This window comes from Planomonospora antibiotica (assembly GCF_014647955.1).
Classification (GTDB): domain Bacteria; phylum Actinomycetota; class Actinomycetes; order Streptosporangiales; family Streptosporangiaceae; genus Planomonospora; species Planomonospora parontospora.
On sequence record NZ_BMQE01000007.1, the window covers coordinates 77,594 to 89,216 of the forward strand.

General features: G+C 70.0%; 10 protein-coding genes. 9 read left to right on the forward strand and 1 reads right to left on the reverse strand.

The window, feature by feature from the left end:
* Positions 1-76: 76 nt before the first annotated feature.
* From IEZ06_RS08895 to IEZ06_RS08910, 4 genes are all read left to right on the forward strand, one after another.
* A complete protein-coding gene (locus tag IEZ06_RS08895; protein ID WP_189236200.1) occupies positions 77-1,339 on the forward strand; it encodes a cysteine desulfurase in 1,263 nt (420 codons plus the stop codon).
* A gap of 73 nt (positions 1,340-1,412) precedes the next feature.
* On the forward strand, positions 1,413-1,847 hold the full coding sequence (gene sufU / locus IEZ06_RS08900; protein ID WP_189236201.1) for a Fe-S cluster assembly sulfur transfer protein SufU: 435 nt from the start codon (positions 1,413-1,415) through the stop codon (positions 1,845-1,847).
* Between the two features lie 64 nt (positions 1,848-1,911).
* Positions 1,912-2,280: a metal-sulfur cluster assembly factor gene (locus IEZ06_RS08905; RefSeq protein ID WP_068899216.1), complete on the forward strand. Its 369-nt coding sequence runs from the start codon at positions 1,912-1,914 to the stop codon at positions 2,278-2,280.
* Positions 2,281-2,654: 374 nt separating this feature from the next.
* Positions 2,655-4,442 carry a DEAD/DEAH box helicase gene (locus tag IEZ06_RS08910; protein WP_189236202.1) on the forward strand — a complete coding sequence of 596 codons (1,788 nt, stop codon included), beginning with the start codon at positions 2,655-2,657 and terminating at the stop codon, positions 4,440-4,442.
* 167 nt (positions 4,443-4,609) lie between these two features.
* On the opposite strand, the gene IEZ06_RS08915 is transcribed toward IEZ06_RS08910, so the two are convergent.
* Positions 4,610-5,629, reverse strand: a complete 1,020-nt coding sequence (locus tag IEZ06_RS08915) for a LacI family DNA-binding transcriptional regulator (protein WP_189236203.1) — start codon at positions 5,627-5,629, stop codon at positions 4,610-4,612.
* Positions 5,630-6,093: 464 nt separating this feature from the next.
* On the opposite strand from IEZ06_RS08915, the gene IEZ06_RS08920 reads away from it, so the two are divergent.
* From IEZ06_RS08920 to IEZ06_RS08940, 5 genes are all read left to right on the forward strand, one after another.
* Positions 6,094-7,845: an ABC transporter substrate-binding protein gene (locus tag IEZ06_RS08920; RefSeq protein ID WP_189236204.1), complete on the forward strand. Its 1,752-nt coding sequence runs from the start codon at positions 6,094-6,096 to the stop codon at positions 7,843-7,845.
* Positions 7,846-7,913: 68 nt separating this feature from the next.
* Positions 7,914-8,909, forward strand: a complete 996-nt coding sequence (locus IEZ06_RS08925; RefSeq protein ID WP_189236205.1) for an ABC transporter permease — start codon at positions 7,914-7,916, stop codon at positions 8,907-8,909.
* On the forward strand, positions 8,906-9,802 hold the full coding sequence (locus IEZ06_RS08930) for an ABC transporter permease (RefSeq protein WP_189236206.1): 897 nt from the start codon (positions 8,906-8,908) through the stop codon (positions 9,800-9,802). The genes IEZ06_RS08925 and IEZ06_RS08930 overlap by 4 nt, the downstream gene beginning before the upstream one ends.
* Complete coding sequence (locus IEZ06_RS08935) at positions 9,799-10,740, forward strand: ABC transporter ATP-binding protein (protein ID WP_189236207.1); 942 nt, start codon at positions 9,799-9,801, stop codon at positions 10,738-10,740. Before IEZ06_RS08930 ends, IEZ06_RS08935 begins: the two co-directional genes overlap by 4 nt.
* The gene (locus IEZ06_RS08940) at positions 10,740-11,621 is read left to right on the forward strand and encodes an ABC transporter ATP-binding protein (RefSeq protein WP_189236352.1); all 882 of its coding nucleotides are present in this window, start codon (positions 10,740-10,742) and stop codon (positions 11,619-11,621) included. Before IEZ06_RS08935 ends, IEZ06_RS08940 begins: the two co-directional genes overlap by 1 nt.
* Positions 11,622-11,623 lie beyond the last annotated feature (2 nt).

Sequence of the window (11,623 nt, forward strand, 5' to 3'; positions counted from 1 at the left end):
CGGGCGAGGACGCGGCGGTGACGACGTGACGACGGCGACGACAGGGACGACGGGGACAGGGGGCGGTGAGCGGCCGGTGAGCACTCCTGCGTTCGACGTGGACAGGATCAGGAAGGACTTCCCGATCCTCTCCCGCGAGCTGCCCGGCGGCAGGCCGCTGGTCTACCTCGACTCGGGCAACTCCTCGCAGAAGCCCGTCCAGGTGATCGAGGCCATGCGCGAGCACCTGTCGATGCACTACGGCAACGTCGGCCGTGCCATGCACGCGCTGGGGGCCGAGTCCACCGAGGCCTACGAGGACGCCCGGGACAAGGTCGCCGCCTTCGTCGGCGCGCCGAGCCGCGACGAGATCGTCTTCACCAAGAACGCCTCCGAGGCGATCAACCTGGTGGCCCACGGCTTCGGCAACCCCACCAACTCCGATCCCAGGTTCACCCTGGGGCCCGGTGACGAGATCGTCATCTCGGAGATGGAGCACCACTCCAACATCGTGCCCTGGCAGATGGTGGCGGCGCGCACCGGCGCCACCCTGAAGTGGTTCCCCGTCACCGACGAGGGCCGCCTGGACCTGTCGGGCATCGAGGAGCTGGTCACCGAGCGCACGAAGATCGTGTCGATCGCGCACCAGTCGAACGTGCTCGGCACGGTCAACCCCGTCGACCGGATCCTCGCCCGGGTCCGGCAGGTCGGCGCCCTGCTCATGCTGGACGCCTCCCAGTCGGTCCCGCACAAGCCGGTCGACGTGGCCGCGCTGGGCGTCGACTTCCTGGCGTTCACCGGGCACAAGGCCGTCGGTCCCTCCGGGATCGGCGTGCTGTGGGCCCGCGCGGAACTGCTGGAGGCCATGCCCCCGTTCCTGGGCGGCGGCGAGATGATCGAGGCGGTCTGGATGGACCGCTCGACCTACGCGCCCGCGCCGCACAAGTTCGAGGCGGGCACCCCACCGATCGTCGAGGCCGTCGGCCTCGGCGCCGCGGTGGACTACCTGTCCGCGGTCGGCCTGGACGCGGTGGCCCGCCACGAGCGCGAGCTGACGGCGTACGCCCTCCAGGCGCTGCGCGAGCTGCCCGGCCTGAAGGTGATCGGGCCGGAGGACCTGGAGGATCGGGGCGGCACGGTCTCCTTCACCCTGCAGGGCGTCCACCCGCACGACGTCGGCCAGATCCTGGACGACGAGTTCGGCGTGGCCGTGCGGGTGGGGCACCACTGCGCCCGCCCCCTCCACCTGAGGTTCGGGATCCCCGCCACGACGCGGGCGTCCTTCTACCTGTACAACACAACGGCCGAGATCGACGCCCTGGTCCGCGGCCTCCACCACGTGCAGAAGGTGTTCGCCTAGTCATGCCGGTGCAGCCGAACCGGTGGGCCGGCGGCCTGTCGTGCGCAGCGAACGAGAAGGTGAGCGCGACTCCATGATCGCCGAGTCCATGTACCAGGAGCTGATCCTGGAGCACTACAAGCATCCGCAGGGGCGCGGTCTGCGCGACCCCTTCGACGCCGAGGTCCACCACGTGAACCCGACCTGCGGCGACGAGATCACCATGCGGGTGAAGCTGGGCGACGGGGGCAAGGTCGAGGACGTCTCCTACGACGGCCAGGGCTGCTCGATCAGCCAGGCCGCCGCCTCGGTCCTGCACGAGCTGGCCACCGGGTCGACCGTGGCCGAGACGCTGGCCGTGGTGGACGAGTTCACCCGGCTGATGCAGGGCAGGGGCAAGGTGGAGGCCGACGAGGACGTGCTGGGCGACGCGGTGGCGTTCGCCGGGGTCGCCAAGTTCCCGGCCCGGGTGAAGTGCGCGCTGCTGGCCTGGATGGCCTACAAGGACGCGGTCGCGAGGAGCGCGTGACGATGAGCGAGCCAGTCGTGGACGGGGGAGTCCGTCTCCCCCGGACACCGGAGAAGGAGGCCCGATGAGCAGGCCCGTGGAGACGCCCACCGGGGCGTCGTACGACGGGGAGACGACCCTTGACGAGGTCATGGAGGCCCTCAAGGACGTCGTGGACCCCGAGCTCGGGATCAACGTGGTGGACCTCGGCCTGATCTACGGGGTCAACCTCGACCCCGCGGAGGCCGGGGCGCCGCCGGTCGCGACCATCGACATGACGCTGACCAGCGCGGCCTGCCCGCTGACCGACGTCATCGAGGAGCAGGCGCACTCGGCGCTGGACGGCATGGTCTCCGATGTGAAGATCAACTGGGTCTGGCTCCCGCCGTGGGGACCCGACAAGATCACCGACGAGGGCCGCGACCAGCTCCGGATGCTCGGTTTCAACGTCTGAGCGACCTCGTCTCCGGTACGGCTCGCGGCTTCCGGGTTGCGGGCCGTACCGAAATGTGTGAGAGAATGCCATGCGCCGGGAAGAAACGCCCGGTGCGGAGCGTTGTCTCCACCGACGGACAAGCGTTCGCCCCCCAATGGCGAGCGCCCCGACCGACCCGGCACTGCGAACGCCGGGAATGCTTGATCGTGGTTTGACTGCGTGCGGGTAAGCTAGACCCGCCCCGTGCGGTGCGCCTCGACTTGCACCGCACCACCGCCCCTCCGAAGTGGGCGTCGATCGAGCGCGGCCTCATGGCCGCGCGCTCCAGGCTCGTCCTTTCGCAGAAGTGACGTGCCCCGTTCTTCTACCGAAAGGCACGAATCTTCGTGACCATGCTTGACGCTGCCCTGCCCGAGAACATCGACGTCATCGAGATCCCCGAGATCCCCGACGGCGTCTCCGAGTTCATCCTCCTCGGCCTGCCGAAGCCCCTGGTTACCGGCCTGTCCCGGCAGGGCATCGACAGCCCCTTCCCGATCCAGCGCGCCACCATCCCCGACATCCTGTCGGGCAAGGACGTGCTCGGCCGCGGCCAGACCGGGTCCGGCAAGACCCTGGCCTTCGGCCTGCCCATGATGGCCCGCATCGCCGGGCGCAAGGCCCGCCCGGGTCACCCGCTCGCCGTCGTCCTGGTGCCGACCCGCGAGCTGGCCATGCAGGTCACCGACGCGCTCGAGCCGCTCGGCCGCGGCCTGTCCCTGCGGATGAAGACCGTCGTCGGCGGCATGTCCATGGGCCGCCAGATCGAGGCGCTGCGCCGCGGCGTCGAGGTCGTCGTGGCGACGCCCGGCCGGCTGACCGACCTGATCCAGCAGGGCGAGTGCACCCTGGACGAGGTCCAGGTGAGCATCCTGGACGAGGCCGACCACATGTGCGACCTCGGCTTCTTCCCGGTGGTCAGCGCGATCCTGCAGCAGACCCCGGCCGACAGCCAGCGCCTGCTGTTCTCCGCCACCCTCGACGGCGACGTGGACAAGCTCGTCCGGCGCTTCCTGACCGACCCGGTCACCCACTCGATGGCCCCGGCGGCCTCCTCGGTGGACACCATGGAGCACCACGTCCTGGAGGTGCACCGCGACGACAAGTTCCCGGTGACCGCCGAGATCGCCAACCGTGACGGCCGGACGATCATCTTCGTCCGCACCCAGCACGGGGTGGACCGCCTGTGCAAGCAGCTCGCCCAGGTCGGCATCAAGGCCGGCGGCCTGCACGGCGGCAAGCGCCAGAACCAGCGCACCCGCATCCTGGCGGAGTTCAAGGAAGGTGCGATCAACGTCCTGGTCTGCACCGACGTCGCGGCCCGCGGCATCCACGTCGACAACATCAGCCTCGTGCTGCACGTCGACCCGCCGCAGGACCACAAGAGCTACCTGCACCGCGGCGGCCGTACGGCCCGCGCCGGGGAGAAGGGCACCGTCATGACGCTGGTGCTCCCCAACGAGCGCCGCTCCACCGACGCGATGACCCGCCGCGCGGGCATCAAGCCGTTCCGCCTCAAGGCCACCCCCGGCCACCCGCGCCTGGAGGAGATCGCCGGGGCCCGGCGGCCCAGCGGCGAGCCGATCCCGGTCTGGGAGCCCTCGGCCCCCGCCGCCAAGCAGCGTCAGCGCCGTGAGGGCTTCGGCGGCGGTGGCGGCGGCCGCGGCCCGCGCCGGTTCCGCGACCGGTTCGAGGGCGAGGGCCGTCCGGCCCGCGAGCGCTCCTTCGGCGACGACAACCGCGCCGGCGACCGTCCCGCCGGCGGCGGCTACCGCTCCGACCGCCCCACGGGCGGCGGCTACCGCGGCGGCGACCGTCCCGCCGGTGGCGGCGGCTACCGCTCCGAGCGCCCGGCGGGCGAGCGCGACTCCTTCCGCGGCGACCGCCCCTCCGGCGGCTACCGGGGCGGCGAGCGGCGCGAGCCGTTCCGCTCCGACCGCCCGGCCGAGGGCGGCCACCGCAGCGAGCCGTTCCGCGGCGGCGACCGTCCCAGCGGCGGTTACCGCAGCGAGCCGTTCCGTTCGGACCGTCCTGCGGGCCAGGGCGAGTTCCGCGGGGGCGAGCGCCGCTCGGAGCGCTCCGGCGGCGGCTACCGCGGCGGGCGCGGCGACCACTCCGGCGGCTCGCGTTACGGCCGCTGATCACCGCATGATCCCGTGAAGGCCGGTACGGCATCGCCGTACCGGCCTTTCGCGTGTCCGGACTCCCGCGTCCGGGGGACGGTGCCGCCGTGCGCCGGACGGTGCGGTGGCCGCCCTGCCCGGGGCGGTGCCGCCCCGCGGCCCCAGGTCTCCGGCCGGGACGGGGCTCAGCCGTTAGGGGGCGGGGCGGTGCTGCCCCGGGGGACGAGCCGGGCCGCCTCGTCCTCGAAGGCCTCGGCCTCCTCGCCGACGATCAGCGCCAGCAGGGTCCGCGCGGCGTGGGCGCCGTAGGAGGGGATGTCGCGGGTCAGCGCGGTCAGGGCGGGCCGCACGACCTGGGAGAGCGGTGAGTCGTCCCATGCCACGACGGACAGGTCCCCCGGCACGTCGAGCCGCATCTCCTGGGCCACCGACAGGCCGGCCACCGCCATGATGTCGTTGTCGTAGACGATCGCGGTCGGCCGGGAGGGGGAGCTGACCAGGCGCCGGGTGGCCCGCGCGCCCTCCTCCCCGGTGTAGTCGGTGTGCGTGATGGTGTACGCGGTCAGGCCGAGATCCTCGCAGGCGGCGATGAACGCCTGGTCGCGCAGGACGGTGTGGACCAGCTCGGGCAGCCCCGCGACCCGGGCGATCCTGCGGTGCCCGAGCGCCACGAGGTATTCGACGGCCTCGCGGACGGCGGCGGTGTCGTCGGACCAGACGGGCACCAGCGAGCCGGCCTCCGAAGGGTGGCCGACCACCACGGCGGGCAGGCCGAGGTCCTCCAGCTCGGTGATGCGCGGGTCGGAGAAGCGCAGGTCGACCAGGATCGCCCCGTCCACCCGGCGCTCGCCCCACCAGCGGCGGTAGACCTCCATCTCCTGCCCGGGGTCGGCCACCACCTGGAGCATCAGCGCGTAGGACCGGGCGGAGAGCTCGCCCTCGATCCCGCTGATCAGCTCCATGTAGAACGGCTCCACGCCCAGGATGCGGGCCGGGCGGCAGACGGTCAGGCCGACGCTGTTGGCCCGCGCGCCGTTGAGCGCCCGCGCCGCGCTGTTGGGCCGCCAGCCGATCTCCTCGGCGATGGCCTTGATGAGGGCGCGCTTGGCGTCGGAGACCCCCGGGCGGTCGTTGAGCGCGTAGGAGACCGCCACCTTGGAGACGCCCGCCTGCCGGGCGATGTCGGCGATCGTCGGTCGCTTCACCGAGCCCCCTGATTGAACCGGTTAGCCACTGTGTCGAGCCGACCTTACCGCCTGGGCGCGCCTCCGGCCGCCGCCGGTCCCCCGACCGCGGCGGGCTCCCGGGTCGCACTGCCGGTACCTGCGGGATCGATCGCCTCCTCGAAAGGGAGGGTGATATCAGTGCGGAGGTCGCGGAGCCGTACATATCGAACGCGTCACGGCTATTGACGTCGGGGTTACGCGGAATTTACGTTCGCCGTACTTATCCGGTTCAGTTAAGTCTGGCGGAGCGGGGCGCGGGCGGCCGGTCGGCACGGCGCGTCGCGGCACGCCGGCGGTGGCCGGTTGGAGAGCGGGGGCGTGCCCGCCCCGCAATCAATGGGAGCGCTCCCAGGTCCGGAGGGCTACGGCCCTCCGGACTTCTCTATCGGGGTCTGTGACGACGTTCGGACCTCCGCCGCACCGGCGGGGGAAGGAGAAACGCAATGCGAAACCGGATGCGGATCGTTGTTCCGCTCCTGGCGGTCGGCCTGGCCGCCGCGTGTTCGAGCGGTGGGTCCACGCCGGCCCCGCAGGGCTCCCAGGCGGGGAGCGCCCCCGCGGCCGCCCCGGGCGGCGGCGGCGCGCTGCCCCGCAACGAGACGCTGTACACCAGCGGCACGCAGTGGGGCCCGCCGGCGAACTTCAACCCCCTGCGCGAGTGGGACTACGCGACCGGCACCGAGGGCCTCGTCTACGAGTCGCTGTTCCACTTCGACGGCAACGCCGGGAAGCTGGTCCCGTGGCTGGCCCAGAGCGGCACCTGGGTCGACGACAAGACCTACGAGCTGAAGCTCCGCCAGGGCGTCACCTGGTCGGACGGCAAGCCGTTCACCGCCAAGGACGTCGTCTTCACCTTCGAGCTCGGCAAGATGGAGACGGTCCCCTACCACAACATCTGGGAGTGGCTGGAGAAGGCCGAGGCGGTCGACGACCAGACCGTGAAGTTCACCTTCTCCAAGGCCAACTACCAGGAGTGGGACTTCCAGATGTACAGCCGGGCGATCGTCCCGCAGCACGTCTGGGAGGGCCGCTCCGAGCAGGAGGTGCTGGACGGCAAGAACGAGAACCCGGTCGGCACCGGTGCCTACACCTACTCCAGGCACGACCAGGACCGCGTCGTCTGGCAGCGCCGCGACGACTGGTGGGGCAAGACCGCGCTCAACATGGAGCCCAAGCCGAAGTACATCGTCGACATCGTCAACTCCAGCAACGAGGTGGCGATGGGCCTGCTGCTGCAGAAGGGCATGGACCTCAGCAACAACTTCCTGCCCGGCGCGGCCAACCTGGTCAAGGGCAACTTCGGCATCACCACCTACTACCCCGAGCCGCCGTACATGCTCTCGGCCAACACCGCCTTCCTGGTGCTGAACACCAAGAAGAAGCCGATGGACGACCCGGCGTTCCGCAAGGCGCTCGCCAGCTCGATCGACACCAAGAAGATCGTCGAGGGCGTCTACGGCAACCTGGTCAAGGCGGCCAGCCCCACCGGCCTGCTCCCCCAGTGGGAGCAGTACATCGACCAGCAGGTCGTCGCCGACAAGGGCTTCTCCTTCGACACCGCCAAGGCCAAGAAGCTGCTGGCCGACGCGGGCTACAAGGACTCCGACGGCGACGGGTTCGTGGAGAACAAGGACGGCTCGAAGATCGAGCTGGACATCATCGTCCCGTCGGGCTGGACCGACTGGATGGAGTCGATCCGCGTCATCGCCGCCAGCGCCAAGGAGGCGGGGATCAACATCACCCCCGACTTCCCGGACTTCAACGCCCTGGTGGACAAGCGCGGCAAGGGCGACTTCGACCTGCTGATCAACAATGAGCGGCAGCTGTCGAACACCCCCTGGACGTACTACGACTACATGTTCCAGCTCCCGGTGCAGAAGACGCAGAACACCGTCAACTTCGGCCGGTACGAGAACAAGGACATCTGGAAGCTCGTCCAGGAGCTCGACCAGGTCAAGACCGACGACGCCGAGGGCATGAAGCAGGTCATGTCCAAGATCCAGGCGATCCACCTGGACGAGATGCCGATCATCCCGCTCTGGTACAACGGCCTGTGGTCCCAGGTGAGCAACTCCTCCTGGACCAACTGGCCCTCCTCGGTCGGCGACACGCCCAAGACCCCGCCGACGATGTGGCGCAACTGGCTGGAGCTGGGCGGCTTCGAGACGCTCACGCAGATCAAGCCGGCCTCCTGACCGGATGAGCACCGGCCCCCTCCCCGCGCCGGGCGGCGCGGGGAGGGGGCCCTCTGGGAGGGTTCCCCTTGCGTCAATACTTCGGTCGGAAACTGCTGGTCTACGGCCTGACGTTCTTCGTCGCCGTCACGATCAACTGGATGGTCCCGCGCTTCATGCCCGGCGACCCGGTCTCGAGCATGGTGGCCCGGGCGGGTGTGAGCAACCCCGGCGCCGTGGAGACCATGCGCACCTACTACACCAACCTCTTCGGCTTCGACCAGCCGCTGTGGAAGCAGTACGCGAACTTCTGGGCGGCCCTGTTCCAGGGCGACTTCGGCATCAGCATCTGGGTGTTCCCCACCCCGGTGAGCGAGGTCATCATGGGCGCGGTGCCGTACACCCTGGGACTGATGATCCCCTCGGTGCTGCTGAGCTGGGTCGTCGGCAACTGGGCCGGCGCCTTCGCCGCGCGGCGCAAGCTGCTGGACAACACGGTGCTGCCGGTCGGCTACGTCCTGACGGCCATGCCGTACATGTGGCTGGCGGTGCTGCTGGCCTGGGGCCTGGGGGTCGTGGCGGGGATCTTCCCGGTCGCGGGCGGCTACAGCTTCTCGCTGCAGCCCAGCCTGTCGTGGGAGTTCATCGCCGACCTGCTGCACCACTGGGTGCTGCCGTTCCTCTCGCTCTTCCTCGTCGCGCTCGGCGGGTGGGCGATCGGCATGCGCAACATGATCATCTATGAGCTGGAGTCGGACTACTCCAACTACCTGTCCGCGCTGGGGGCCCCGCAGCGGCTGATCCGCCGCTACGCCTTCCGCAACGCGGTGCTGCCCCAGATCACCGGCCTGGCCCTGCAACTGGGCGTGCTGGTGGCCGGCGCCCTGGTCACCGAGATCGTCTTCTCCTATCCCGGGCTGGGCAGCCTCATCCTCAAGGCCATCCAGAACCAGGACTTCTTCCTGCTCCAGGGCACCTTCATGTTCATCGTCCTCGGCGTGCTGATCGCCAACTTCATCATCGACATCGTCTACGTCGTGGTCGATCCGCGGACGCGGGCCGGAATGGCGGGTGCGCAGGCATGACGGCGATCCAGGAGACCCCCGCCAAGGACGTCGCCGCCGGCGCCGGGGCGCGCCGCGAGGCGCTGTACTTCGCGGTGCGCAACGGCAAGCTGCTGGTCGGCTTCGGTCTCGCGCTCCTCCTCTTCCTGCTCGGCTTCGCCGGCCCGCTGGTGCTGGACGCCGTCGACCCCAACGCCTACGGCACCAAGCCCATGTCGCCGCCCTCGGGCGAGCACTGGTTCGGCACGACGACGTTCGGCCAGGACGTGTTCTCGCAGTTCGTGTACGGCCTGCAGACCACCTTCATCGTGGGCGCGCTCGGCGGCGGCATCGCGGCGGTCATCGCGATGGCGGTCGGCTTCACCGCCGGCTACCGGGGCGGCCTGGTCGACGAGGTCCTCAACATGTTCACCAACATCGTCCTGGTCATCCCGACGCTGGCCGTGCTGCTGATCATCAACGCCTACCTGGGCGTGCGCAGCGTCCCGGCCCAGGCCCTGTTCATCGGGCTCACCTCGTGGCCGTGGGCGGCGCGGGCGATCCGGGCGCAGACGTTCTCGCTGCGCACCCGGGACTTCGTGGCGCTGGCCAGGCTCAGCGGCTCGAGCACGCGGAAGATCATCATGCGCGAGATCGCGCCGAACATGAGCTCCTACCTGTTCATGATGTTCATCCTGCTCTTCGGCGGCTCGATCCTGATCGCGTCCTCGCTCGACTTCATCGGACTCGGCCCCACCGAGGGCATCTCACTCGGCCTGATGCTGCAGAACGCCAACCAGTGGAGCGCGATGCAGCTGGGCATGTGGTGGTGGTTCCTGCCCCCGGGCGCCGGGATCACCGCGATCGTCGGGGCCCTGTACGTGGCCAACGTCGGGCTCGACGAGGTCTTCAACCCGAAACTGAGGGAGACATGAGTCTGCGGGTCAGCGAGCTGAGGGTGTACTACCGGACCCTCAAGGGCGACGTGAAGGCGCTCGACGACGTCTCCTTCACGATGCGGGACGGGGAGATCCTCGGCCTGGCGGGGGAGTCGGGCTGCGGCAAGACGACCCTGGGCAAGAGCCTCATCCGGATGGACGGCCGGATGCGGCACATGGGCGGCACGGTGCAGCTCGACGGCCGCGAGCTGCCCATCGGCGACGACCGGCGGATGAACGAGTTCCGCTTCCACGAGGTCTCCCTCATCCCGCAGTACTCGATGAGCGCGATGAACCCGACCCGCAAGATCGGGAAGATGGTGGGCGAGCTGCTCAGGTCCCGGGGCGCGGCCCTCGACCGGGCCGAGCTGGAGTCCCGCCTGGAGCTGGTCGAGCTGCCGCGCAAGGTGCTGGACAACTACCCCATCGAGCTGTCCGGCGGCATGAAGCAGCGGATGGTCATGGTCATCTCCACGCTGCTCAACCCGTCGCTGCTCATCGCCGACGAGGTCACCTCCGCGCTCGACGTGTCCACGCAGAAGGCGGTCGCCAAGGCCCTGATCGGCTTCCGCGACGCGGGGTTCGTCAAGAGCATGATCTTCGTCACCCACGACCTCGCGCTCACGTCCCACATCGCCGACACGATCATGGTCATGTACGCGGGCAGGCTCGCCGAGAAGGCGCCCGCCAAGGTGATGGTCACGGCGCCGCGTCACCCGTACACCAGGCTCCTGATCAACTCGCTGCCCGAGGTCGGCGTGCGCCACGCCGACAAGAAGCTGTCCGGCATCGCCGGCAGCCCGCCCTCGCTGCTCGACCCGCCGGCCGGCTGCCGCTTCCGGGCCCGCTGCCCGGTGGCCGGCGACGAGTGCGCGCAGGAACCGCCCGTGGTCGAGGTCGAGCCCGACCACTTCGTCGCGTGCTGGAAGGCATGATGCTGCAACTCGACAACGTCACGAAGGTCTACAAGGTCGGCGCGTTCGGCGGGAAGACCTTCGCGGCCGTGGACGGCGTGAGCTTCGACGTGCGCTCCGGCGAGGTCGTCTCCCTCATCGGGGAGAGCGGCAGCGGCAAGAGCACGATCGGCAAGATGATCCTCGGCCTCACCTCGGTCACCGCCGGATCGATCACCGTCGACGGCGTGCCGGTCAAGGCCGCCAAGGAGTACTACCGGCACGTGCAGGGCGTCTTCCAGGACCCCTTCAGCTGCTACAACCCGGTGTTCAAGGCCGACCGCGTCTTCCAGATGATCAAGGAGTCCTACTACCCGCAGGTCTCCGCCGCCGAGTGGGACGGGCGCGTGCGCTCCGCCATCGAGGACGTCCGGCTCGACCCCGGCCAGGTCCTCGGCCGGTACCCCCACCAGCTCAGCGGCGGCCAGCTCCAGCGCCTGCTCATCGCGCGGGCGCTGCTGCTGGACATCAAGCTGCTGGTCGCCGACGAGATCACCAGCATGCTCGACGCCTCGACCCGCATCGACGTGCTGAACCTGCTGGCCGAGCTCAAGGAGCGCGGCCTCGGCGTGCTGTACGTGACCCACGACCTGTCGCTCGGCAACTACCTGGCCGAGCGCACCGTCGTGCTCCGCAACGGCACGGTGGTCGAGATGGGGCTGACCGACAAGGTCTTCGGCGATCCGCTGCACCCCTACACCCGCAAGCTGCTGGCCGCCGTGCCCCGGCTGAACGCCCCCTGGGAGGACGCCGCACCGACGGACACCTGCCACTACCACGCGGGCGGGGCGTCCGGCGCGCTGTTCGAGGCGGAGGCGGGCCACTTCGTGGCGTGCGCCCGGCTCGACGGCTGCCTCCGGTGACG

Excerpts from the sequence above, each read along its gene's own strand:
- IEZ06_RS08910 (WP_189236202.1), top strand. The coding sequence starts at position 2,655 with ATGCTTGACGCTGCCCTGCCCGAGAACATCGACGTCATCGAGATCCCC.
- IEZ06_RS08940 (WP_189236352.1), top strand. The coding sequence starts at position 10,740 with ATGCTGCAACTCGACAACGTCACGAAGGTCTACAAGGTCGGCGCGTTC.
- sufU (WP_189236201.1), top strand. The coding sequence starts at position 1,413 with ATGATCGCCGAGTCCATGTACCAGGAGCTGATCCTGGAGCACTACAAG.
- IEZ06_RS08930 (WP_189236206.1), top strand. The coding sequence starts at position 8,906 with ATGACGGCGATCCAGGAGACCCCCGCCAAGGACGTCGCCGCCGGCGCC.
- IEZ06_RS08920 (WP_189236204.1), top strand. The coding sequence starts at position 6,094 with ATGCGAAACCGGATGCGGATCGTTGTTCCGCTCCTGGCGGTCGGCCTG.
- IEZ06_RS08935 (WP_189236207.1), top strand. The coding sequence starts at position 9,799 with ATGAGTCTGCGGGTCAGCGAGCTGAGGGTGTACTACCGGACCCTCAAG.
- IEZ06_RS08905 (WP_068899216.1), top strand. The coding sequence starts at position 1,912 with ATGAGCAGGCCCGTGGAGACGCCCACCGGGGCGTCGTACGACGGGGAG.